30 protein-coding genes are annotated in these 21,729 nt (G+C 36.1%); 12 read left to right on the top strand and 18 right to left on the bottom strand.

Annotated features, from left to right (window positions below; genetic code table 11):
- Positions 1 to 189: 189 nt before the first annotated feature.
- Together BLP44_RS14460 and BLP44_RS14455 are read left to right on the top strand one after the other, a co-directional pair.
- Positions 190 to 990, top strand: coding sequence for a phospholipase A (locus BLP44_RS14460; RefSeq protein WP_091133966.1), 801 nt, complete (start codon positions 190 to 192; stop codon positions 988 to 990).
- Between the two features lie 46 nt (positions 991 to 1,036).
- Positions 1,037 to 1,498, top strand: a complete 462-nt coding sequence (locus tag BLP44_RS14455) for a hypothetical protein (RefSeq protein ID WP_091133965.1) — start codon at positions 1,037 to 1,039, stop codon at positions 1,496 to 1,498.
- 51 nt (positions 1,499 to 1,549) lie between these two features.
- On the opposite strand, the gene BLP44_RS14450 is transcribed toward BLP44_RS14455, so the two are convergent.
- A complete protein-coding gene (locus BLP44_RS14450; protein ID WP_091133963.1) occupies positions 1,550 to 2,437 on the bottom strand; it encodes a helix-turn-helix domain-containing protein in 888 nt (295 codons plus the stop codon).
- Positions 2,438 to 2,693: 256 nt separating this feature from the next.
- Between BLP44_RS14450 and BLP44_RS14445 the strand changes: the two genes are divergently transcribed.
- The 9 genes from BLP44_RS14445 (at position 2,694) to BLP44_RS14410 (ending at position 10,346) form a co-directional block, all read left to right on the top strand.
- On the top strand, positions 2,694 to 3,071 hold the full coding sequence (locus BLP44_RS14445) for a hypothetical protein (protein ID WP_244511780.1): 378 nt from the start codon (positions 2,694 to 2,696) through the stop codon (positions 3,069 to 3,071).
- Between the two features lie 430 nt (positions 3,072 to 3,501).
- Entirely contained in the window at positions 3,502 to 4,095 is a 594-nt protein-coding gene (locus BLP44_RS14440; protein WP_211516884.1) for an SCO family protein, read from the top strand.
- 10 nt (positions 4,096 to 4,105) lie between these two features.
- Positions 4,106 to 4,477: a hypothetical protein gene (locus tag BLP44_RS22970; protein ID WP_170830245.1), complete on the top strand. Its 372-nt coding sequence runs from the start codon at positions 4,106 to 4,108 to the stop codon at positions 4,475 to 4,477.
- A gap of 37 nt (positions 4,478 to 4,514) precedes the next feature.
- Entirely contained in the window at positions 4,515 to 5,381 is an 867-nt protein-coding gene (locus tag BLP44_RS14435) for a helix-turn-helix domain-containing protein (RefSeq protein ID WP_170830244.1), read from the top strand.
- An 11-nt stretch (positions 5,382 to 5,392) separates the two neighbouring features.
- Positions 5,393 to 6,061: a superoxide dismutase gene (locus BLP44_RS14430; protein ID WP_317040789.1), complete on the top strand. Its 669-nt coding sequence runs from the start codon at positions 5,393 to 5,395 to the stop codon at positions 6,059 to 6,061.
- A 19-nt stretch (positions 6,062 to 6,080) separates the two neighbouring features.
- Positions 6,081 to 6,389, top strand: coding sequence for a YHS domain-containing protein (locus BLP44_RS23050; RefSeq protein WP_091133954.1), 309 nt, complete (start codon positions 6,081 to 6,083; stop codon positions 6,387 to 6,389).
- A gap of 260 nt (positions 6,390 to 6,649) precedes the next feature.
- The gene (locus tag BLP44_RS14420; RefSeq protein WP_091133952.1) at positions 6,650 to 8,092 is read left to right on the top strand and encodes a c-type cytochrome; all 1,443 of its coding nucleotides are present in this window, start codon (positions 6,650 to 6,652) and stop codon (positions 8,090 to 8,092) included.
- Between the two features lie 11 nt (positions 8,093 to 8,103).
- The gene (locus BLP44_RS14415; protein ID WP_091133950.1) at positions 8,104 to 9,450 is read left to right on the top strand and encodes a c-type cytochrome; all 1,347 of its coding nucleotides are present in this window, start codon (positions 8,104 to 8,106) and stop codon (positions 9,448 to 9,450) included.
- 647 nt (positions 9,451 to 10,097) lie between these two features.
- Positions 10,098 to 10,346 carry a hypothetical protein gene (locus BLP44_RS14410; protein WP_091133948.1) on the top strand — a complete coding sequence of 83 codons (249 nt, stop codon included), beginning with the start codon at positions 10,098 to 10,100 and terminating at the stop codon, positions 10,344 to 10,346.
- A gap of 142 nt (positions 10,347 to 10,488) precedes the next feature.
- On the opposite strand, the gene trxA is transcribed toward BLP44_RS14410, so the two are convergent.
- The 14 genes from trxA to BLP44_RS14340 all read right to left on the bottom strand — a co-directional run bounded on the left by trxA (position 10,489) and on the right by BLP44_RS14340 (position 19,531).
- Positions 10,489 to 10,782, bottom strand: coding sequence for a thioredoxin (gene trxA, locus BLP44_RS14405; protein WP_091133946.1), 294 nt, complete (start codon positions 10,780 to 10,782; stop codon positions 10,489 to 10,491).
- Complete coding sequence (locus BLP44_RS14400; RefSeq protein WP_091133944.1) at positions 10,760 to 10,981, bottom strand: DUF6132 family protein; 222 nt, start codon at positions 10,979 to 10,981, stop codon at positions 10,760 to 10,762. The genes trxA and BLP44_RS14400 overlap by 23 nt, the downstream gene beginning before the upstream one ends.
- Positions 10,965 to 11,117 (bottom strand): hypothetical protein, encoded by a 153-nt coding sequence (locus BLP44_RS14395; protein WP_244511779.1) that lies wholly within the window; start codon positions 11,115 to 11,117, stop codon positions 10,965 to 10,967. Before BLP44_RS14395 ends, BLP44_RS14400 begins: the two co-directional genes overlap by 17 nt.
- Positions 11,118 to 11,282: 165 nt before the next feature.
- A complete protein-coding gene (gene pdxH / locus BLP44_RS14390) occupies positions 11,283 to 11,924 on the bottom strand; it encodes a pyridoxamine 5'-phosphate oxidase (protein ID WP_091133940.1) in 642 nt (213 codons plus the stop codon).
- An 82-nt stretch (positions 11,925 to 12,006) separates the two neighbouring features.
- On the bottom strand, positions 12,007 to 12,573 hold the full coding sequence (locus BLP44_RS14385) for a class I SAM-dependent methyltransferase (protein ID WP_091133938.1): 567 nt from the start codon (positions 12,571 to 12,573) through the stop codon (positions 12,007 to 12,009).
- 39 nt (positions 12,574 to 12,612) lie between these two features.
- The gene (locus BLP44_RS14380) at positions 12,613 to 13,320 is read right to left on the bottom strand and encodes a DsbA family oxidoreductase (protein ID WP_091133936.1); all 708 of its coding nucleotides are present in this window, start codon (positions 13,318 to 13,320) and stop codon (positions 12,613 to 12,615) included.
- Positions 13,321 to 13,405: 85 nt separating this feature from the next.
- Positions 13,406 to 13,816 carry an OsmC family peroxiredoxin gene (locus BLP44_RS14375; RefSeq protein WP_091133932.1) on the bottom strand — a complete coding sequence of 137 codons (411 nt, stop codon included), beginning with the start codon at positions 13,814 to 13,816 and terminating at the stop codon, positions 13,406 to 13,408.
- A gap of 183 nt (positions 13,817 to 13,999) precedes the next feature.
- On the bottom strand, positions 14,000 to 14,890 hold the full coding sequence (locus tag BLP44_RS14370) for a hypothetical protein (protein WP_091133931.1): 891 nt from the start codon (positions 14,888 to 14,890) through the stop codon (positions 14,000 to 14,002).
- A gap of 31 nt (positions 14,891 to 14,921) precedes the next feature.
- A complete protein-coding gene (locus tag BLP44_RS14365) occupies positions 14,922 to 15,509 on the bottom strand; it encodes a DUF417 family protein (RefSeq protein WP_244511797.1) in 588 nt (195 codons plus the stop codon).
- Positions 15,510 to 15,581: 72 nt separating this feature from the next.
- Positions 15,582 to 16,406, bottom strand: a complete 825-nt coding sequence (locus BLP44_RS14360; RefSeq protein WP_244511778.1) for a helix-turn-helix domain-containing protein — start codon at positions 16,404 to 16,406, stop codon at positions 15,582 to 15,584.
- 226 nt (positions 16,407 to 16,632) lie between these two features.
- Positions 16,633 to 17,484: a helix-turn-helix domain-containing protein gene (locus BLP44_RS14355; RefSeq protein ID WP_091133928.1), complete on the bottom strand. Its 852-nt coding sequence runs from the start codon at positions 17,482 to 17,484 to the stop codon at positions 16,633 to 16,635.
- 181 nt (positions 17,485 to 17,665) lie between these two features.
- Positions 17,666 to 18,163 (bottom strand): nuclear transport factor 2 family protein, encoded by a 498-nt coding sequence (locus BLP44_RS14350; RefSeq protein WP_091133926.1) that lies wholly within the window; start codon positions 18,161 to 18,163, stop codon positions 17,666 to 17,668.
- A gap of 14 nt (positions 18,164 to 18,177) precedes the next feature.
- Positions 18,178 to 19,074: an SDR family oxidoreductase gene (locus BLP44_RS14345; RefSeq protein WP_091133924.1), complete on the bottom strand. Its 897-nt coding sequence runs from the start codon at positions 19,072 to 19,074 to the stop codon at positions 18,178 to 18,180.
- A gap of 19 nt (positions 19,075 to 19,093) precedes the next feature.
- The gene (locus BLP44_RS14340; RefSeq protein WP_139159206.1) at positions 19,094 to 19,531 is read right to left on the bottom strand and encodes a cupin domain-containing protein; all 438 of its coding nucleotides are present in this window, start codon (positions 19,529 to 19,531) and stop codon (positions 19,094 to 19,096) included.
- A 133-nt stretch (positions 19,532 to 19,664) separates the two neighbouring features.
- On the opposite strand from BLP44_RS14340, the gene BLP44_RS14335 reads away from it, so the two are divergent.
- Positions 19,665 to 20,006: a winged helix-turn-helix transcriptional regulator gene (locus tag BLP44_RS14335; protein ID WP_091133921.1), complete on the top strand. Its 342-nt coding sequence runs from the start codon at positions 19,665 to 19,667 to the stop codon at positions 20,004 to 20,006.
- A gap of 75 nt (positions 20,007 to 20,081) precedes the next feature.
- Here the strand turns inward: BLP44_RS14335 and BLP44_RS14330 are convergent, their stop codons facing one another.
- The 3 genes from BLP44_RS14330 to BLP44_RS14320 form a co-directional block, all read right to left on the bottom strand.
- Positions 20,082 to 20,282 carry a hypothetical protein gene (locus tag BLP44_RS14330; RefSeq protein ID WP_091133919.1) on the bottom strand — a complete coding sequence of 67 codons (201 nt, stop codon included), beginning with the start codon at positions 20,280 to 20,282 and terminating at the stop codon, positions 20,082 to 20,084.
- 156 nt (positions 20,283 to 20,438) lie between these two features.
- Positions 20,439 to 20,816: a nuclear transport factor 2 family protein gene (locus BLP44_RS14325; RefSeq protein ID WP_091133918.1), complete on the bottom strand. Its 378-nt coding sequence runs from the start codon at positions 20,814 to 20,816 to the stop codon at positions 20,439 to 20,441.
- 119 nt (positions 20,817 to 20,935) lie between these two features.
- On the bottom strand, positions 20,936 to 21,700 hold the full coding sequence (locus tag BLP44_RS14320) for an MBL fold metallo-hydrolase (protein WP_091133915.1): 765 nt from the start codon (positions 21,698 to 21,700) through the stop codon (positions 20,936 to 20,938).
- Positions 21,701 to 21,729 lie beyond the last annotated feature (29 nt).

Genomic DNA, 21,729 nt, shown 5'->3' with positions numbered 1-21,729 from the left:
AAAAACAATATAGATATCCTTTTTGCGATGATTTATATCTCTTTGTAAGATTTGTAATCTAATTGTTTTAGTATGATACTGATTTAGGGCATATCTTCAGAAAAGCCATAAACTGACTAATTTTGGCTCAAAAATGACCTTTTATATACTAGTCTTCCAGAATAAATTTGCAGTAATGAATACCATTACATGAAAATAAATCTTCTTTTACTTTTTTTTACAGTATTAGTTTATGCCCAGATTCCTGCCGGAAGAGATTCGATACATGCAGTTATTACCAGGCTTCCGGCATTTTCTATTTATAAGGATAATTATTTTGTAACCGGTGTTGATCTTGGGCAGAAACCTTCTAGAAACAGCATGGATGCAAAATTTCAGTTCAGTTTTAAACAGCGTTTATCCAACAAACCTTTAGCAGATTTTTATCCTTATCTGACTTATACGCAGAAATCATTTTGGAAAGTTTATAAAGCATCAAGTCCATTTGAAGAAAGCAACTATAATCCCGGTCTGATGCTTTTAAAACCTGCATTCAGGGAAGATAAGTTTTTTGGCGCACTAACTCTGGGAATCGAGCATGAATCCAATGGACGTGACAGTATCTATTCACGAAGTCTAAATACTGTTTCTGTAGGATTTACAAGGATATTCTCTCCCAGAGTCATACTGAGCCTGAAAGCATGGATACCTTTTTTGATTGACAATAACCCTTCGCTGCCCAGGTACATTGGCTATGGAGAAGGACACCTGCAGTGGGTGTTGGATAAAGACAGGCTATTTTTTGATATAATAGTAAGAAAAGGGGCTGACTGGGATTTTAAAGGGAGCGTCAATACTGCTGTAAGTTATCGGCTGAAAAAAAATGCAAACCAGCTTGTTACACTGCAGTGGTGGCAGGGATACAGCGAGAGCCTTATCGATTTTAAATCAGAACGGGGAATGCTTAGGGTGGGCTTTATCTTTAAACCCACATTTTATAGGTTTTATTAATGATAGGAATTTTGAAAAATAAAAGTAGTATTAAAAATTATATAAGATGAAGTTTGAAATATTGAGATATGGAATTTATGGTGCTGTTATAGCTGTTATTCTATTTTTTATCTTCAGCTGTAATGATGTAAAACAACATCCCGTTTTATACACAGCAGTAAAAGGAAAGGACACGGCATTTTTAGAAATCACGGCATATAAAAATAGATTTTACGGCACGTATGAAGTGTATTACGGCAGCCGGTCTATGAAAGATTCAGGTGCAGTTGAAGGAGAGATATCCGGTGATACCCTGCGGGGTAAATTCAGATACATCAGTTATGGGGGCAGTAAGACTATAAACCCGATTATTTTTCTGCGTAACGGGCAAAAGCTGATACAGGGGCATGGTGTTGTGGCAAGTTATATGGGAATCTCGTATTTTATGCCCGATAACCCCATAGAATTTAATGATTCATTTGTTTTCGACCCTGTGAGTCAGAAGAAAAAATCAGAAATAGGAGAATAGATAGATACTGTTGGTTAATTGGGTTGGAACAGGTTTTGTTTCTACTGTATCTTATGTCTTTCTCCTGTATTCTGACGGGGATAATTGTAAATGTTTTTTAAAAAATTTACCAAAGAAAGACTGATCACTGAAATTAAGTTCATCAGATATCTGTGAAATGCTTAATACGGGGTTCGATAGCAGAATGCAGGCTTCAGTAATAATGGCTGCATCTATAAGTTCTCCCGCTGTTTTGCCAGACACTTCTTTAAGTATTTTAGAAAGGTGTGCAGCCGTTAGATTTAGTGTGTCAGAGTAGAACTGTACTTTTCTTTCTTTCTTAAAATTTTCTTCCAGAAGTTTTATGAATTTTGAAGCAAGCTCTTCCTTGCGGTTCATTTTAGTGACATTTGAAGCATATTTTTCACTATATATTTCGGCAACCTGAAACATCAATAAATTAAAACTATGAATTAAAAGTTCTTTGCCATAAAATGGACTCACAATAGTATTTTTTTCATACAACAAATCGGTAAGTTTAATCAGACTCTCTATTTCCGTTTTTTTTAATCTAAGGCTTAGTGCTGTTTTGGAAGCGAAAAACTCAAATGCGGTTATATCAGTACGGTTAAGGGTGTGATTAATTGCAAAATTCATGGTGAAACTAATGGCAATAAGTGACATACTTTTTTCTATCTCCTTAACGTGTGTAACCGTATGTGGAGAAATAAGCACAATGTCATGGGCTTCTATGGTGTAATCCAGTAAATTAAATTGAATTTTTGAGCGGCCTGACAGTATAATCATAATAGTATAACTGTCTGAGCGGAATGGATAAGGAAAAGGGCTTTCAGTAATATCTTCCTTACTGATGTAGATATGAAGACCTTCTGCCTGCGGTGTGTCGCCTAATGCTTCAAGGATATCATTAATAGAGTTTCTTTTTATGCTTTGTTTCAATGCCAGTTTTTTGTAAAGATAAAATTTTATTTTAATTCATACAGCCCGACTTGGTAGCGTAAATAGGCTTTGTAAATCCTAATTATCCAATGCGGGTCTTATTGAAAAATATAGTATTAAGCTTTAAAGTTTATTTTTTCCTGTAAGAGGTCGTATTTAAGTATTTATATTGTGTTTCTGTTTAATTAAACAAGAGTTTGTTAAAAATAAAAATAAAATAAATGTATTTTTGCTTTTATAAACAAAACTGATACAATTGAAAAAGTATATTGTCATATTACTTTGCGGTCTTATCTTTCTGCCTTCCATGGGTAGCACGTTTGTTTATGTTTCTTTCAAATTAAATCAGCAGGAAATTGCCAGGACTATCTGTATACAGCGCAAGCAGGTTTTTAACTCCTGCAACGGACGATGTCAGCTTCAAAAAAGTCTTAAAAAATATTCAGATAATGAAAAACAAATGCAGGACAGCCTTAAAGAAAAATTAGAGGTTGTTTATATCTGTACTAGCTCGGAAATAAATTTTATATCTCCGATTATTGCAGAATCACCTGAAGATGATTTTTCTTTTTTAAACAGCAAGCCTGTAGGCATTTCTTTATCTACTTTCCGCCCGCCAGCTGCCATTTTATAACTTAATTTTCCCAATTATATTGGTTTCATTTCCCATTGTGCTTTTAGCATTAATGTGGTCATTGCTATGTTTTGGGCTGTAGTTAGCTTCTAAAATGCATAATCAAAAGATGCTTGTGTGAAGAGGTGATAATTAGTGTATTTAAGCATTATTACTAACAGGGTCAACAAAGAGATTAATTTATCGTCTTGTTGTGGAGAGGTTTTCCTTATTTGTTTTTTATAGGATTATGACTTTTGGACAAAGCCATGTTGCAATCTTTAGTTAACCAGCGAAAACCATATTTTACAATTTACTCCAACATCTTTTGATGATATGTATATACTCAATCAGTGAATGCGGTTTGTGGCTTATTCCCTATGGAGTTAGCTACTAATCTATTCTAATAAATAATTAAAAAATAAAAATGATGAAAAAAATAATTTGGATCATGATATACTGCCTGATGCTCACATCTTGTGGGAAAGTGCAGGAGAAACTTCCGATTTTAGGAAATCCGATAATAGAAGGAAATAAAACCCGATATCCTCGCATTAAGGATTTTTCGTTTACCAATCAGGATAGTATGGTGGTAAACAATACTACTTTTGCCGGCAAAATTTATATAGCGGATTTTATTTTCCTTTCATGCCCTTCAATCTGCCCGAAAATGAATGTAGAGCTCAAAAAAGTGTATGAAACCTACAAGGATAATGATGAAGTATTGTTTCTTTCCCACACCATAGACCCTGAGCATGATACCATACCGCGCTTGAAGGCCTATACGGTGGCTAATGGTATAAAAAAAAATTGGCATTTTGTGACCGGCAGCAGGGACAGTATCTACAAAATTGCGACCGAAAGCTATTTTGCAACGGCGTATCCTGATAAAAACGAGCCCGGAGGTTTTGTTCACAGCGGAGGATTTCTGCTTGTTGACAAAAACCGCCATGTTCGCGGGGTTTACGATGGTACAAATCCAAAGGAAACAGACAGGCTGATTGATGATGTGAAAAAACTTTTGGAAGAAAGCCCGGCCAAATAAAATTGCACTGATGAAAAAATGTATCATTTTATCTATTCTCATACTGTTTGCGTTTCAAAATGCAGGCAGCATATGGATTATTGGTGACTTTTACATTAATCAGGATTATATTGCCAAAAATCTATGTATCAACAGGTTTGATGCTGTTCCAATTTGTAATGGAAAATGTTATCTGGAAAATAAATTAAAAGCAAGTGAAAAACAGGAGCAAAAATTCCCAACAGTAACATATAAAGAGGTGCAGCTGTTTCTGCAGCAACCGCAGCAGTTTTCATTCACGGCGATATACTTTGTATTTAAAAATGAATATCCGATGCTGGATAAGAGCAGTCAAAAATCCGATTATATTTTTTCGATCTACCATCCCCCCAGATTTGTTTAATACTGTTGTTTTAGTATTAATCATAAAAATCAAAAAAATGCAAATATCAGAAATACCAGTCTGCGGTATGAACTTATTTACTGATGACGGCAGTCATTTCTGGATGGATAATCCGGCAAACCTGCTTCAGCGGTTTCCGATGCTGGAATACCCGCACAAGCAGAATTTCTACATGCTTCTCTTTATTGAGCAGGCAGAAGGAGAAATCAGGATTGACAATCAGAAAATCCGTCTGGAAAACGCCAAGGTCATCATCATAAAGCCGCGCTGTATAAGCAGTGTCGACATTAATAACAAAGCGAAAGGAAAAATAATCTGTTTCACCGAAGATTTTTTCTCCCTGCGTTATAATACTAATATTTTAGAACAATTTATATTTCTTCATGATGCTTCCAAATTGTTTGTAAGGCTCAGTGACGAGGAAAGAAATAAATGGATTTACCTGCTTGAAATATTTTTTAAGGAGTTCAGCCTCCACAAAAGGGAGTCTGTTAAAGTTCTTCGTTCTTATCTTAATATCCTGCTGTTTGATCTGGATAGACTTTATGACCCCATAGGATTAGCAACAAACAATAGTCCTAAACAACAAAAGGTCAAAGAATTTGAAAAGATGATTGAGAAAGATTTTAAAATGAAAAAAATGCCTGCTGCTTATGCTGACCTGCTCAATGTGACGCCAAATTACTTAAATAAAATCTGTAAGGAAATCACCAATTATACTGCAGGAGATCTCATACGAAAACGTATTGTAATAGAAGCACAGCGTCTGATTCATTTTACCAACTATTCAGTAAATGAAATTGCAGACCAGCTGGGTTTTGAAAACACATCCTACTTTGTAACCTTTTTTAAAAGACAGACAAATAAAACACCTGAGCAGTTTCGCAGATTATCAAATCATTAAAAAACAAAAATATGTTACAAAACAAAATTTTAATAGTAATGCTGGCAATGAGTTTATCCGTGTCAGCTCAGTTTGTTCAAAAACCGTTGCCATTTGCCTACAATGCCTTAGAGCCATTTATAGACAGCCAGACAATGGAAATCCATTACAGCCGGCACCATGCAGGTTATGTGAAAAATTTAAATGATGCGGTTAAAGGTACTGCTTATGAAAAAATGACACTCGAACAGCTCTTTTCAAAGGCATCAACTTTACCTGCTGGAGTGAGAAATAATGCAGGAGGGCACTATAACCATGAGATGTTCTGGTCAATACTGACGCCTGAGAAGAACACAAAGCTTTCAGCTGAATTGTTAAAGGCATTAACCGCAACATTCGGAGGGCTGGAAAATTTAAAGCAAAAATTAAACAAGGAGGCGCTTTCACGCTTTGGATCCGGATGGGTTTGGCTGTATGTGTCTGATAAAAAGCAGTTAGAGATAAGCTCGACAGCAAATCAGGATAATCCCCTGATGGCTGATGTCCAGCAGAAAGGAACGCCTATATTAGGGATAGATCTTTGGGAGCATGCTTATTATTTGAAATATCAAAATAAACGGGCTGATTACCTGGAAGCCGTATGGGGTATAATAAACTGGAATGAAGTGAGCGACCGCTATCATTCTGTCATCATAAAATAATCATCTAAATTTCAATACTATGAAAAAAATCATTTTAATTGCCGCAATAGCCCTTTTTTTAGGCTGTAATAAAAAAGAAGAAAAAAAACACCCGCACGATCATTCCCATACAATGGAATCTGAAGCTGTTTATAAAGATCCTAAAAATCCGCTCAATAAATTAACTTATGCCAGTAATTTAGATTTCAGCTGTAATATGGATATCAGCAAGTACGGAGTTAGTGATACTGTTACTTATAAAGGTAAATTATACGGTTTTTGTTCAGGGGTGTGTAAAGAGGACTTCGTGAAAAATGCCGATGAATATCTGGCAAAGAATAAGAAGTAATTTTGTAAATCAACAATAAGCCAAAAGGCTGGAAAGTATAACTTTTCAGCCTTTTTTATTTAAGAGTCATGCAACGAAAAGAATAAAGTGTGAAAAAAGAATCAGATGGATTGAAAAACTAAGTTCAGTGTACTAAAAGGCAATGTAAAAAGTACTATTAACAAATCCGGCAGGAACGTTTTTTTAAACTTCCTGCTTTTTTGTTTTTAGCAGTTTTTGAATTACTGTACGAGCTTTGCAGAATAAAAACAGAATAATTTATGGACTTTCCAATTTTTCATTTAGACTGGCTCAATAATAGGATGCTCATTGCTATCATTGCCATTATTCACGTTATGATCAATCATGGTCTGGCGGTAGGTTTTATGCCCCTTATCACATGGCTGGAACAAAAAGGTGTTAAGAAAAGCGGGATGAATCAGATTACCGATTTAGATTGGGATAAGAGGATTTACAATATGATGAAAATTGCTTTTATTATCACAACAACACTTGGAGCAATGACCGGTGTCGGGATATGGTTTTCTGTTGCCCTAGTGAGTCCTACTTCTATCGGTAGTTTGATAAGGGTATTTTACTGGGCATGGTTTGTAGAATGGCTGGTGTTTGTTACCGAAGTGATTTTGATCATGATTTACTTTTTGACATGGAAGAGTAGCAATACAACACTAAGGGGGAAATTACTACATATTCGTTTCGGCTGGTTTTTAAGTTTGTTCTCTTGGATTACTATGGCTATTATTGTTTCGATTTTGAGTTTTATGATGGATCCGGGAAACTGGAATACCCATAAAAGTTTGCTTAATGGATTTACTAATCCGATTTATCTTCCCCAATTATTATTTAGAACCCCTACAGCTATGCTTGTTGGAGGAAGTTTTGGGATGCTGCTGGTAACGCTTTTCTTTAAAAAGGGTACGGATTTAAGGATGAAGGCTGTTAAATATATTTCAAAATGGATTATTCTTTGGGCGCCGATTTCCCTTGTAGGAGCAGTAATCTACTACAACTCAATTCCCGAAGCCATGACAGCCAATATGAGTACAGCAGTCGGAACCATGGATTTCAACCAATATTACGATTTAATGAAGTACTTTATATTATTCGGCATTTCATCGTCTTTGATAATGGCTGTTATGGGTTTATACAAAACCCGATGGATTAAAAGTTACGTGGTCTTATTTCCTGTAGTTATGGCCTTTGCCTATCTCGGATTCTTTGAAAGGGTTCGTGAATTTGTCCGAAAGCCTTATGTGATTGGAGGGTATATGTATTCAAATTTATTACTTGAGGAAGACTATCCCGTTTATCAACAGTACGGGCTGCTCAAAAATGCCACTTACACTACAGTAACCGAAATAACTCCTGAAAATAAAGTGGAAGCCGGAAGAAATGTTTTTGCAATCGCCTGCAGCCGCTGCCATACTACACAGGGAGTCAACAGTGTTGTTGATGTTTTTGAGCGGATGTATGGAATTGATAAACCTTTGGATATTAATTCAATGGCGTCTTACATTCCCAATATGCATAACGGAAGAACTTATATGCCGCCATTCCCTGGTACTCAGCAAGAAAGTGAAGCATTAGCTGCCTATATCCGTAATATTCAGGATACCGGAGATGTTTTGGAGGGAGCTCAGTCTGAAGGTGTAAAGCTCAGTGAACTACAAAATGCACAGACAATTTTAGCAAATAAAAAATAAGATATTTAAAAATGATAAATTTATATATAGCGTTGCAAAATAACGTACCGGTTCCCAAAGATATTCCACTGCCTCTGCCAATGCCTGAATGGTTTTTTGTAGTTGTTCTTGTATTGTCGTTTCTATTGCATATCCTCTTTGTCAATTTAATGCTTGGAGGTTCGATACTAACTTTAGCAGCACAGATTAAAGGACTCAAAAATAAGGAGTACGATATACTTGCACACGAAATAGCCAAAACCATAACAGTCAATAAAAGTATTGCCGTCGTTCTTGGGATAGCGCCGCTTTTAAGTATTAATGTTCTTTACACTATTTATTTTTACTCGGCAAATGCACTCACAGGTTTGATGTGGATTGCAGTAATACCGCTGGTAACTATAGCATTCCTGCTTACTTACCTCCATAAATATACATGGGAGAAATTGGAGCATCATAAAGCGGTTCATATTTCAATACTCGCTGTGGCAACAGTTATATTTCTGTTTATTCCCTTTATATTTTTGACCAATATTAATCTAATGCTCTTTCCGGAAAAATGGGCGGTGGTAAAAGGATTTGTTGACGCACTGTTTCTTCCAAATGTTTTTCCTAGATATTTACATTTTATATTGTCTTCACTGACAGTAACCGGCTTATTTATATTTTGGTACAACAGCCGAAAGAGTTATCCTTTTGAGGAAATTTATAAAAAATTTACCCGATACGATATTCAAAAAAAGGGCTACTCCCTTGCGTTGACAACATCTGTCTGTCAGTTTATGATAGGTCCGCTCGTATTGCTGACCTTGCCCTCAAAAGGTATGGGATGGAACCTGATTCTTGTGATTTTCTCTGGTGTAGCTTTTGCGGTTCCAGCTATGTGGCTTATTTGGAAAAGACTCACCGGTGAAAAAGAAAACATTGAAAAAGACTTTTATAAAATAGCATTCCTGCTTGGAATTACCGTTCTGTGTATGGGCTCAGGCAGGCAGATCTACAGGGCTAATTCACTTGAAAAGCATCGTGAACTGGTAAAAATTAAGACCAACGAATTTCAAATTTTGAAAAAGCAGGCATTAGCTAAAATTAAAGAACAGGAAGCCGGAGCTGCTTCGGCAGATATGTCAGAAGCAGAAAAAGGACAGAAAGTCTTTAGCCAGTATTGTGCGTCCTGCCATAAAATTGATGAGAAATTAGTAGGTCCGCCTGTTTTGGAAATGGCTAAAATTTATAAAGGCAATACGGCAGATCTGCAGAAATGGATAAAGAATCCGGGAAAAAAACGACCTGATTATCCACAGATGCCTGGGTTTGAATCTCAGTTGGACCAGCAGAAACTTGATCAGCTGGCAGAGTATATCCTGAGTATAAAATAAATTAAAAAAATTGTATGATTCGTATATGCTATCTCATTCCAGTATGTATCTGTATTTTTATGGTAAGTATTCTATATCTTGAAAATAACCCAGAAAGGGTAATTAAAAATGTACAAAATATAATCTTGCCATCTAATAAAGAACATAAAAATACTAAATTAATCTTGCCTGTAAAAAGGCAGTAACAGCTAATTTTTAACTTAAAAAGCAACACCTATGATTCAAGTTTTTTCCATTATGATTTTAATTTTTGTACTTCTGGCCATTGTTTTTCTTATAAAAATAAAGTCTTTAACACTGCAGCTTATAAAGTCAAAAGAATTGAATAACAAAGAAAATCCGTTAGAAAAAGATTATCAGTTTATAAAGGGACTGTACTAGCCAAGGTTGTCCACCAAACAGATTCCTTTTTTAATTTGATAGCCGAAGCCCTGTTGATGCTGACACACTCAGGGCTTCTTTTTATAAAAGTTCTTTCTAAATTGTAGCGTTTAAGGAATTACCTGAAAAAAGATTATTTGAATTTTAATAAATGACAATTTTGTTAATAAAATTCATTGGAATGTTGTGTTTGGAGAACGCAATAAATTAGTATTTTTTCTATTTTTATCTTCAGAAAATAGCATTGCTGTTTAAAATAGGATAAAATGAAAAAGGATGTAAAACTGCAGATTCGTAAAGATTTAAATAACAATCAGCAACAGAATATAATTAAATTGAAGGGAAGTTTAATTTCCCGAGGCTATACAGAAATAATCCATATTACTGATCAGGACGATGATTTTCATCTAAATTTTTTTGAAACTTCTCCTGAATTTAAAAATGAGGTGCAGGAATTTATACAGACATTTATAAAAAAGGAAAATTTAGAAGATACTGTGCAGTTTTTCAAATAATCCTAAATATTAACTTCATTGAAAATATTTAAATACTTCTGACTAGACCACACCGATTAAACTTGCTTTTTGACTGTTATAAAAAAGGACACCGAGATAATTTATCTCGATATCCTTTCTTGCAATAGTGGCATTATTTTAGTTAAATGTTTTCTTTGATCAGTCTTTCCAGTTCATTTGCTTGAAAAACACCTGATTGGCGCCAGCGTATTTCTCCGTCTTTAAAAATAATAATCGTTGGTATGCCTCGGACATTGTATGCTGCAGCTGCCTGTGGATTTTTATCTACGTCAATCTTTATGATATTTGCTTTGTCTCCTATGCGCTCTTTTAATTCTTCAAGGATTGGGGACAGCATTTTGCACGGTCCGCACCATTCAGCAAAAAAATCTACCAATACCGGTTTGTCACTATTAATTATTTCTGGAAATGTCATCTTGTTGTCTTTCTTTTTTAAATATTGAAAATAGAAGTCCACCCATCAATGCCCCATAAAGCGTACTGTTCATTGGACTGGAAGTAATTGCACAGCTACCGGAACTGCAGCCGACAAATTTCCAATATAAATATCCTGCAACTGCACCTACTATAATGCCTATGATGGCAAGCAAATGTTTCTTAACGAACTTCTTCATACGTTGTTTCTTCTAATTTTTTATTACTTCTGGCACTGAGCGTACTGCATCCCGCATTGCCACAGCATCCAATATTCATCAAAGGCATTAATGCAAACAAGGCTCCAAGGCCTACAAGCATCCACTGTTTGTCCATAACGCCTTGTGTAATCACAAAGATACCCAATGCAAGTCTCAACACCCGCATAAAATTCCAGTTACTCAAATACTTTTTCATTGCTGTTTATTGTATTATATACGATTAGATATATTCTTTCCCACATTCCAAAAGGTGGCTGCTTTGGAGCTTTTTCCTTTAAATTCAAGGCGCTAATCTCGAAATCTTCCAGCCAAGATTATCTGTCAAATTGTAAAGGATCCTGTCGTGCAGGCTGTCTGCTCTGCCTTGCCAAAATTCCATTTCGTAAGGTTTTGCCAGATAGCCACCCCAATATTCCGGTCTTGGAATTTCCTTTCCCCGAAATTCTTTCTCGAGTTCCCTCATTTTATTGCTGAGAAAATCCCGATCAGGCACTAGATTACTTTGTTGTGTTATCAACGCACTTAGCTGATTTCCTCTAGGAATCATCTGAAAATACCGATCACTTACAGATTCAGGGATTCTTTCCAAATTAGCTTTAATAATGATTTGTCTTTGCACGCTCTTCATAAAAAAATGCAGACAGGCCTGGCTTGTTTTTTCAATCGATTTTCCTTTTCGGCTGTCGTAATGAGTATAAAAGATAAAGCCTTCACGGTTATATGAATTAAGCAAAACCATCCGTGTTCTCGGACAGCCATCTTCTTCCACCGTAGATACCGATACCGCGCCCATTTCATTCATTTGTCCATCTGTAAACCAATCATCAAACTGCTCAATTGGATTCTTTTTTACCTTAAATTCATCCAGCTTAAATTTTTCATACATATGATTGATGTTATAAGGGCTTTCCGAGTAATTCATTCTAATAAAAATTCTATTATTATCCAGCTGTACATTTTAAAAATCACCAGCTGATCAGTTCTTTTCAAGTGCACGATTTATATCACTTGGGAACTGCTGCTATTATAAAAAATCCTTTTTTATGCTCACTGATATGGAAATCAACAAATCCTGCCTTTGCAAACAGTTCCGGCCAGCCTCTTCTTCCGCCTCCTGAAAAGGGGGTAAAAGAGCACACTAATTTAGCTCCCGGCATAAGCACCCGATAAACTTCATTTAACGCACTAAGCGGTTCTTCCCAGAAAAGCATATTATCCATGGCAAGTGCTCCATTGAAACTATTGTCGTTAAACGGCAGGTGCGAAGCAGTGCCTTTGATGAGGGATATCCTGCCTGCATCTATTGCCATAACATTACGTTCGGTCGCCAGTCTTTGCATAAGATCTGATGGATCTATACCTGTAACAGTTCCCTCTGGTAGAGCATTTGCAAGAGCCTGAAGACCTATTCCTGGACCAAACCCTATTTCAAGAGTATGGTCAGTGGGAGCAAGACCAAGAAGTTCAACGGCTTGGATTGCCATGGTATTCCCTAAGCCGACCATCATAGAAGCGCCTCTTTCTCCCCATTTTCCTTCCGGTTTTACAAACATTCGATACATATCAAGCATGCCAATTTGTTTTAAGTTGCTATTTTAAAATTTAGCCTCTCAGTTGCATCCATCTTCAAGGGAACAGTTGCTGCCCTGAATTACCTGTATAGGTGTTTTTGGATTTGATGCTCTCCATTTCGTAAAGGATGTGTTCAGTGTTTCTAAAAACACCTGTGATGGCTGTGCACCTGAAACCGCATATTTCCTGTCGAACAAAAAGAAAGGCACACCGCTTATCCCAATATTTTGAGCTTCCTGTATATCCTGAGTGATCTCGTATTTATACTTTTGATCATCAAATATTGATTTCAGTTCAATCTCGTCCAGCCCCAATTCTAAACCTATTTTGACTAGGCTTTCTGTATCAGCTATGTTTTTTACATCTGTAAAAAAAGCGAGAAATAAAAGCTCTTCTGCTTTGTCTCCCAGTTTTTTAGTTTTTGAAAATTGTATCAGCTGATGTGCTTTTTGCGAATTGACAATGATCGATTGGTCTAGATGATAATCCAATCCTGACTGCTTTGCCATTTGGGTTACATTAGCCAGCATTGCGTTCACCTGTTCTAAGGGCATATTTTTACGCTTTGTCAGATACTGGTGATAACTTTCGCTGGACTGTTCAGAAATGGAAGGATCCAACAGGAAGCTTTTCCAAACCACTTCGATTTGTTCCTTATGGTCAAATTGTTCCAAGGCTGCTTCAAAATTTCTTTTGCCGATGTAACAGAATGGGCAGATTACATCACTCCAAATTTCTATTTTCATTTCAAATAATTTATCTTGTTTATTAATCAGATCTTAGGCAATTATTTAAAACAAAACCGCCTATTTCGTCGGCTTTGTTTTATTATTACACCAATGATGCCTTTAAAGTGATTTCTACACTCAAGGCATTTCCGATAGTACACATCTCTTTCGCTTTAATAGCAAACTGCTGAAACTGCTCATCGTCAATACCAGGGATTTTGGCCTGAAGATTAATGTTGGAACTTTGCACCACATTATTTTCTATTACAAGTGAAACATTACTCTCAAGACTATCAGCAGTAATACCGCTTTCTGAAAGTATGTAGCCCAGTGTCATTGCATAACAGGTAGCGTGAGCTGAAGCTAGCAGTTCTTCCGGGTTTGTAAAGGTGCCGTCACTTTTCGCAAAGAAAGGCTTGAAGTTAACATCGTTCAATCCGGAATTTTCTATGTTTAATTTTCCGTTTCCCTGTTTTAGATTTCCCTGCCAGACGGCTTTGATATTTATTCCCATATTATAATTGTTTTTAATTATCTATGGAACAAATTTATCCCTCTATTAAATTTGGTACAATGGATATAATGCACAATGTATAGGACATTTTTCCACTTTCTAGTCTATTCTGCTTTTATTGCTGATTTCTAAAGACGATTTTGCAGTCTGTGTGGTAAAAAAACGACAAACAAATCGGTATGGCTAATTGTTTATTTTTAAGGCAGGCAATAATTTGAATTTGTATAGGTAAACACCTCCAAGAATACTTATTGATGCCAGCATTACATTGATTGTAAAATGCAATGGAGTAACTGTGGGTAAAACCATAGGGAGTAATGCCATTGCGTAAACGGGTGGCAATTTTATACCCGTTAATTTATTGAGCAGTGAAATTGAAACAAGTATAAGACAGCATTGTATCAATTGGTTTTCAATGTAATAATGGATAGAAGATCCTAACACGGCAGCTACTACCAAAACAAGGACTTGTTCTGCAACAATTTGAAAGTCTACTTTATGTTTTTGGAAATTTTCCATACCAACAACTATAACCGGAGGAATTGAAGCCATCTGTAAGGCATCAAAATAGTAACATATTCCAAACCAGATAAAAAGCAGGCCCAGATAATCAGCCATATTTTTAGGAGGGTTTCCCAAGGCTGTATTCGTTTGATGAATGGAATTTCTTCGTTCATACCAAGCACCTAATGCCAGAAGCCCCATAAAAACAAATATAGAAACCAAAAATGTAACAGAAGTACAGTTTGTGATTACAGGAAGCAGTCCGGTTGCCAATGCCGGAGCCAGAACATTCTTTAACAGCGCAAATAAAATTATCATTGATAGCATGACAATCACAAGTTTTTGGAACAGCGGAATTGTCATTGAGTTTACGGCAAAGCCGATTATTGCCGTAAGGGAAGGAATTACAAATAAATTCAATGGTTTAGAAATCCATTCATGCTTAAGGTAGACAAAACTGCCAAAGGCCAAAGCCGCAAGTTCCGGCAGGATAATTTCACGTTCCTCAAATACCATCGAACAAAAAATCATTAAAAGAATGAGCGCCGAAAATTTGAAATATTTCCCCATAAATCTATATCATCAAATTATTTCGAAATTCTTATAAAGATCTTCTGTTTTCTTTTGCCAGTATCCTAGATGCTGCATCTGATGATATGACGAGGCCTGCTGCCAACATAATTACATCTTTTAGCACAAGCCTTCCTGCTCCTGATAAGTATGGAAAGCCATAGTCCGGCGTAGGATAATCTCCTCCAAGATTCGGCACATATACCTCTGGTGTTGTAATTAAAAAGGAAAGTGTTACGATTGACATGCCTACTGTCAGTAATCCCCCGGCAAAGCCTGTTTTTGGAAACCAGATGCCTAAAAGAGTCACAATCCCAATTGAGATTATTACCATACCCAGAGCGTTTGAAAATGTATAGGTCCCATTTTCTTTATGCCATTGAGAATTTACTTTGGAGGTCCTGCCTTCAGGATTTTTATAATCCTGGTATTCTGGAGCTTGTTTGTTGTAGAAAAAACTCATTACCGGGCTATTGGCTACAAAAGGGACAATCCCATCTGCTTCATAAGGAAAGACTTTGAGGCCTCCAATCCAGACCATTACGATGAAAACTGAAATACGCAGCAAATTGTTGAATGATAGCTGTGCCTTGGAAAAAAAATGTAGTAGGGAGTTTATTAATCTTTGCATTTGCCAAAGTTAGGCAATGCATCTTTAAATGGGTATGGACAAAACGGGCTAATTGGTGCACTATTTTGCCACGATTGAAATACCTACTTTCAAACGGTAATCCGTAGGGGACACGCCGACATTTTTTTTAAAGAACCTGCTGAAATAGTGTACGTCTTCAAACTGAAGTACTCTAGAAATTTCCTTGATGGGTGTTTGTGTGAGGTGGAGGAGTTTTTTAGCTTCAAGAAGAATTCGCTGTACAACAAAATAGGTTGGCGGCATTCCAAGCTGATTTTTGATTTTTTTGCTGAATGATGCTGCTGACAAATGACATTGATCAGCATAAAATTTTACAGACCGCTCCAATAGAAAATGTTCATCCAGCAGCTTCTGAAATTTTTGTCCTTCCTGAGGAATCGGTTTTGTTGATTTTTTTTGATTGAGAAGAAAGTTCGATTTTTCTTTGCTTGCCAGAGCCAGTATCACCTGCAGATACGCTTTAAGCACACTGTCTGACCTGTTTTGCTGTTCTTCCATTTCGTCAAACATCCTTTGCCTGATGTTCAGAAGTTCTGTAAATAAATCTTTTTCAAAACTGACATGCGGCTGTATGTATATGTTGTTAAATAACAGTCCGTTGCATGCCACTTCTTTTTTATGGTATTCAATGCAATAAAAATCTCCATGAAAAAATATGACATCACATACAATTGTTTGATCTGATTTATATTCTATCTGCTGGTAGGGGGATAAAAAAAGAAGCGTATTGCCGGCAATACGGTATGAACTTAAATCTACATCTATGTATGCGCTTTCTTTAAAAAAGATGATCTGATATAATGCCACAGGATTAGGGATCTGCTGTCTGCAAAATTCGATTTTCTCAATTGAAAACTCCATCATCGTACTATAATTTTAAGTTGTTTTGTATCATTTATAAAGATTTTAGGTATAATCCATAAACCTCAAAAAGACCTTAAATTAGTAATCTTTGAATCATTATTACAAATTTAGATAAAGCAGATTTAATATGGTAAGAATGCCTTCAAATTGATTTTTGCATAACATCAGCTCGAAGGCTAAAAGTCAAAGCTTGGATTGAAATTAAGATTTATGCCCAATTTTATATTTACTGCTCAATATTGGTTTGCTTCCTAAATTCTATGGGTGATTTACCAGTCTGTATTCTAAAAAAACGCACAAAGTAGGATTGGTCATCATAGCCAAGCTGTGCTGATATTTCCTTTACCGTAAGATCAGTATTGGCTAGTAAACGCTTGGCTTGAAGCATAATCCTGTTTTTAATAATAATATTAGGCGATATGCCTTTCTCATGAACAATTTTCCTGTTCAGCGTTTTCGGGCTGATGTACAGGAGTTCAGCGTATTGTGAAACACTGTGCAGTTTATTGTATTTAATTTCAACAAGCTGGCTGAACTTCCGGCTTACTTCATCCTCTTTAATTACTGCTTGACCGTTATCCGGTGATCGTTCAAGCCAGGATCTGCTCGCTGTTATAATAAGTTCTTTTAATTTGGTTCTTAGCATTTCCTCTGTCCAGTAATCATCTTTATAAAGTTCGTTCTTTAATTCTTTTATGATTCTGCAAAACAAGTCACTTTCGTTATTGTCCAAGCCAATCATAGGGGTTTCAAAAACATTATTGAACAATATACCGTCACAGGTAAGTTCCTTGTCATGGAAGGCGATACAGTAAAATTCAGGGTTGAAATAAATCAGATGACCTTTTGTATCATCATCCAGTTGAAACTGCTGTCCTATATTAAAAAAGAACATCTTATCATGTTCCGCTTTATAAACTGAAAAATCAGCTGTAACGGTGCTTCCTTTTTTTGCAAAGAGAATGACATAACAATCTGCTGAATCATCGCAGGGAATTGGTATTTCGTCAAATGCAGCTGTAGTATCAAAAGGCACATACCCAATTTTCTTGTTTCCAAAAGATTTTAAAAGTTCCATAGATAAAGTATCTGACAGGTTGGTGATTTATGGATTTCTGATTTTTAAATCAGACATTATTTAGTAGGTTCATTAATATGTTTTCCGCTTTATTGGAATTGTATGGCTTTGTAATTCCTTACATAGCTAAAAAGGCGGTATGGCATAAAATGCCAACCGCCTTTTTAAATAGTATCACATACTACTTACCCCAAAAAGCATCTTCACGATCCTGATCTTCTGAAAATAGCCAGACCTGAATAATCTTTCCGTCAACAACCTCAAACAAATCGATACCTTTCATATCAATTGTTTTGTCGCCAATTTTTCCACTGAAATGAACAGGAAAAGAAACGAAGTTTCCATTAACCATCATTGCACCTGTCGGCTTAACAACCAAAGTTCCTTGTGTTGCTCCCATCATATCTCCAAGCATTTTTCCAATAGCATCAAGACCAGTTTTTGTTCCGGCAAGTTTGTGTCTGCCGGGCTGATGCCATTTTGCATTAGGGCTGAAATAAGAAAATGCCCCGGGAATGTCTCCTTTAGAAAGAGCTGTTGAGTAACCCTCTACTGTTTCTTTTGCTGTCATTTTAGTTGTCTTTTTTACTGTTTCTGCTTTTGTCGTTTTTTGAGCTTGGAGATTAGCAATCCCCAAAGTCAAAAATAAGAGTGAAACAATTATTGATTTTAATTTCATAAAGCTATAAACTTTTAGTTGGAAAAGTATGCTTTGTTATCTTTTGCCCATTCTTCCAAAGAAGTCATCTTTACAGGCAATTTTTCAAGCACCTTATTCATTTCCGGGTTAAATTTTGGAGGATATACCGTAGCTGTTTTTAAGCTTTCATAGTATGAGGCAACAGCTGATGCTCCGGCTTCTCCTACGTATGGCGCTAAAATATCTTTGAATTCCTGTGGAGGCTGTGCGTAGTAAACAATGTTGTCGCCAAATCCTTTTGAGAACCTCTCCGCAAGATCGTTCCCTTTTAAATTCTCAAGACCGCTTATCTGGAAAGTATCCGCTTTTAGATCATCATTGTAAATAGCTTCTACAACAAATGCACTCACATCTTTAGATGCAATCCATCCGATAGGCATTGCTTCAGGAGTTGGGTAAGCTAATTTCTTTTCATTTATAATAAATGGTGCGCAAAAACCACCCATCATATTTTCCATATAGATTGTTGGTTCGATGATCACATACTCCAAACCGCTGTTAACCAGATAATCTTTGATGTCTAACTTTACATCATCGGTAGGAACACCAATCTTTTGCTCAGGAAGCCATCCGCTGGTGTTCCAAACAATTTTCTTAACACCGTTTGCTTTGGCAGCGTCTATTACATTTTTCGCATAAACTAGACCATCAAAAGGATTTGGTAATGAAACAGGGATCATAAATGCGATAGCATCAATACCTTTAGTAATTTCGTTCATTTTTGAAACATCGCTTAAGTCTCCTAAGACAGGCGTTGCACCAGCATCTTTCAGCTTATCAAAGCTTTTTTCTGAACTTGTAGCTGCAAATACTTCAGCACCTTTTTTCTTTCCTTCTGCAATTACATTGAATTGTTGTGAGCCTGTAGCTCCGAATACTAAAATTTTCATTTTTTTTTATTGTTTTTGATTAATGTTTCATTTCTTCTAATAACTGCATATCCATTCCTTTTTCATAGTAGACAAAGAACAAACAGTCTTTCCCTTCAAAGCATTTGTTGCAGTGCGGATTCTTTCCTGGTTCAAACCATGTAGATCCCGGAGGAATAGGTTTTGCATTTTTTACATCTCCAACATAGGCGCTTTCATTCCCTTCAATCATCACGGCCCAGTAACTTGAACTATGAGTGTGCAGCGGGGAAGCTGTGCCAGCCGGAATCTTTACCATTACGCCAATTGGTTTTCCAATATCTGCCAGGTTACCAAATACTACTGAGAAAACAGGGCCTTTATCTCCCATTTCTTTTACCATAGGAATCCATTTCATTTCATTTGCAAGGGTAATGCTGCGTTCCTGAGCAACTATGCTATTACTTAATAATAAAATAGAAGCAAAAACGAACAACATCCTTAATACGTTTTTTTTCATTTTCTAATAATTTACGTTTTAACTTGTACAAAATTAATACATTACTTACCTTTGTACAAGTACTTACGTATTAGTCAGGTACTTACCAAAAAGTTAGAATTATTTAAAACCAATGGAAAAAAAAGAAAAAAAAATTTTGCCCTGCGATGATAATTGCCCTGTAAAAGCATCTTTAGGTCTTTTAGCGGGTAAATGGACGATGATGATTATCTTTCAAATCGGTAATGATGTAATGAGATACGGTGAATTAAAAAGAGCTATTCCTAGTATAAGTGAAAAAATGCTGATACAGGAACTGAACATGCTTGTCGAGAATAAACTGGTAAATAAGAAGGCCTATCCGGAAATTCCGCCGAGAGTAGAATACAGGCTGACCGAACTTGGTTTAAAGACTATTCCAATTATAGATAAACTTGTAGAGTTTGGAAAAGAAAACCTGATAAAATTATCATAACAGTTTGCTTTCCTGTATATGTACTATCCATTAATCTAAATAATAATGGATAGTATTTATAGCAACAACTTATGTTCAAATCTTTATTTGATTTTTAAAACTCGTATCGTTCACCATCATCTGGAACCAATACTTTATCAGATATATTTTTGTCTGAAGAAATTGCTTGATTTCTTTTCTGGATAAAGTATTGTGATTTACGCCTTCCATATGAATTAAGATAATAGTAGCTTCGGGCATTGCTTCGTGAACTTCATAAATATTATTTTTATTCATTATCACTTGACAAACAAAAGCGAACGTCCTTTATCAGAAAGCATTGGGTCAACCAGATTTTTTTTACCAGCATATTCTATCAATAATGAGGCGTTTCGTATTTGACGAATTTTCTTTTTATTTTCTCATTTTGTATAACTGCGGACGCAAACCTGTTTAGAACATTGGATTATTATTTGCAGGCTCATCAGGCATCTGCATCATCGCATCCCAATGTTCAGCTAGCAGTCCTTTTTCAATACGATAAATGTCAATAAATCTCCATTCTTTTCCTCCCATTTCGGTACGAGTATGAAGTATCACAGTATCGTCTTGTGCAATAATGTGTTTAAATTGAATTTGCTGCTTTGGTACTCCTTGCAAACTAAGCATTTGAACAACACCCCTTACACCTTCAATGCCATCAGGTAATGTTGGGTTATGTTGAATGAAATCCTTGCTGATAAATTCATCTACTGCTGATACATCTAAATCACCAAAAATTCTTTGGTATGCAGTTTGGGCTATTTTTTTGTTTGTTTCTTGTACGCTCATTTTATTATTTATTTTAAATTATTATAACAGTTTGCTTTCCTGTATATGTTCTGTCTGTTAATCTATAGAATAACGGATGTGTTGTATCAACAAATCTGATCTATTCCCTTAGTTGATATTTAAAACTCGTAACGTTCTCCATCATCTGGAACCAATACTTTATCAGAAATATTTTCGTCTGAAAGAAATTGCTTGAGTTCTTTTCTTGATAAAGTATTGTGATTTACCCCTTCCATATGGCTTACCACTAAAGTGGCATCAGGAGCAGTCTGGTGCACTTTTTTAATATCTTCTTTGCCCATAATAAGCGGACCTCCTCCAACGAATTGATTGTCGCCGCCGTTGACTACTACTATATCAGGATTGTGTTTTTCAAGTTCCTGCTGAACACCTTCATACCATACTGAGTCAGTGACAAAATACAAGATTTTTTCCGAGGGATGCTTCATGACAAACCCGTGAACATTCCCTGCTAATTTTAAGGTTTCACCAAAACCATGCTGGGCCTGGGTTTTGAACAGCTTAATTCCGTCAACATCGGTGCCGTCTGTCAGAACCTCAACGTTTGTAAAGCCAGCTGATTCTACTTCTTTTTTATCAGCATCATCCTGCACATAAATTTTTACATCTTTGGGAAGGAATTTCTTTGCGGCATCATCATAATGGTCGTAATGCAGGTGGCTTAAAAAAACGGCATCAAGATCATTGACAAGCTCATCTATAGAAACCGGAAGGTCGACCAAGGGGTTATTACGTTCGTCACCGCTTGCGGGATGCGGAAATGCGGGCAATGTCCCTTTATCTGCCATCATAGGATCAATCAAAAATTTTTTGCCTCCATAATGTACAACCATTGTTGCATTTCTTATTTGTTGTAGTTTCATATCTTAATTGTTTAATTGTTTTGTATAAA

This window comes from Flavobacterium anhuiense, assembly GCF_900101855.1.
Taxonomy (GTDB): Bacteria; Bacteroidota; Bacteroidia; order Flavobacteriales; family Flavobacteriaceae; genus Flavobacterium; species Flavobacterium anhuiense.
The sequence above is the reverse complement of the archived record's forward strand: the minus strand, read 5'-3'. Positions and strand labels throughout refer to the sequence as shown.

Coding starts and splice junctions, on each gene's coding strand:
- BLP44_RS14385 (WP_091133938.1), bottom strand. CDS start 12,573: ATGCTTGATATGTATCGAATGTTTGTAAAACCGGAAGGAAAATGGGGA.
- BLP44_RS14455 (WP_091133965.1), top strand. CDS start 1,037: ATGAAGTTTGAAATATTGAGATATGGAATTTATGGTGCTGTTATAGCT.
- BLP44_RS14360 (WP_244511778.1), bottom strand. CDS start 16,406: ATGATGGAGTTTTCAATTGAGAAAATCGAATTTTGCAGACAGCAGATC.
- BLP44_RS14335 (WP_091133921.1), top strand. CDS start 19,665: ATGGAAAAAAAAGAAAAAAAAATTTTGCCCTGCGATGATAATTGCCCT.
- trxA (WP_091133946.1), bottom strand. CDS start 10,782: ATGACATTTCCAGAAATAATTAATAGTGACAAACCGGTATTGGTAGAT.
- BLP44_RS14460 (WP_091133966.1), top strand. CDS start 190: ATGAAAATAAATCTTCTTTTACTTTTTTTTACAGTATTAGTTTATGCC.
- BLP44_RS14370 (WP_091133931.1), bottom strand. CDS start 14,890: ATGGGGAAATATTTCAAATTTTCGGCGCTCATTCTTTTAATGATTTTT.
- BLP44_RS14435 (WP_170830244.1), top strand. CDS start 4,515: ATGCAAATATCAGAAATACCAGTCTGCGGTATGAACTTATTTACTGAT.
- BLP44_RS14415 (WP_091133950.1), top strand. CDS start 8,104: ATGATAAATTTATATATAGCGTTGCAAAATAACGTACCGGTTCCCAAA.
- pdxH (WP_091133940.1), bottom strand. CDS start 11,924: ATGAATTACTCGGAAAGCCCTTATAACATCAATCATATGTATGAAAAA.
- BLP44_RS14410 (WP_091133948.1), top strand. CDS start 10,098: ATGAAAAAGGATGTAAAACTGCAGATTCGTAAAGATTTAAATAACAAT.
- BLP44_RS14355 (WP_091133928.1), bottom strand. CDS start 17,484: ATGGAACTTTTAAAATCTTTTGGAAACAAGAAAATTGGGTATGTGCCT.
- BLP44_RS14440 (WP_211516884.1), top strand. CDS start 3,502: ATGATATACTGCCTGATGCTCACATCTTGTGGGAAAGTGCAGGAGAAA.
- BLP44_RS14430 (WP_317040789.1), top strand. CDS start 5,393: ATGTTACAAAACAAAATTTTAATAGTAATGCTGGCAATGAGTTTATCC.
- BLP44_RS23050 (WP_091133954.1), top strand. CDS start 6,081: ATGAAAAAAATCATTTTAATTGCCGCAATAGCCCTTTTTTTAGGCTGT.
- BLP44_RS14350 (WP_091133926.1), bottom strand. CDS start 18,163: ATGAAATTAAAATCAATAATTGTTTCACTCTTATTTTTGACTTTGGGG.
- BLP44_RS14420 (WP_091133952.1), top strand. CDS start 6,650: ATGGACTTTCCAATTTTTCATTTAGACTGGCTCAATAATAGGATGCTC.
- BLP44_RS14330 (WP_091133919.1), bottom strand. CDS start 20,282: ATGAATAAAAATAATATTTATGAAGTTCACGAAGCAATGCCCGAAGCT.
- BLP44_RS14325 (WP_091133918.1), bottom strand. CDS start 20,816: ATGAGCGTACAAGAAACAAACAAAAAAATAGCCCAAACTGCATACCAA.
- BLP44_RS14395 (WP_244511779.1), bottom strand. CDS start 11,117: ATGGACAAACAGTGGATGCTTGTAGGCCTTGGAGCCTTGTTTGCATTA.
- BLP44_RS14380 (WP_091133936.1), bottom strand. CDS start 13,320: ATGAAAATAGAAATTTGGAGTGATGTAATCTGCCCATTCTGTTACATC.
- BLP44_RS14320 (WP_091133915.1), bottom strand. CDS start 21,700: ATGAAACTACAACAAATAAGAAATGCAACAATGGTTGTACATTATGGA.
- BLP44_RS22970 (WP_170830245.1), top strand. CDS start 4,106: ATGAAAAAATGTATCATTTTATCTATTCTCATACTGTTTGCGTTTCAA.
- BLP44_RS14375 (WP_091133932.1), bottom strand. CDS start 13,816: ATGGGAATAAATATCAAAGCCGTCTGGCAGGGAAATCTAAAACAGGGA.
- BLP44_RS14345 (WP_091133924.1), bottom strand. CDS start 19,074: ATGAAAATTTTAGTATTCGGAGCTACAGGCTCACAACAATTCAATGTA.
- BLP44_RS14400 (WP_091133944.1), bottom strand. CDS start 10,981: ATGAAGAAGTTCGTTAAGAAACATTTGCTTGCCATCATAGGCATTATA.
- BLP44_RS14340 (WP_139159206.1), bottom strand. CDS start 19,531: ATGTTGTTCGTTTTTGCTTCTATTTTATTATTAAGTAATAGCATAGTT.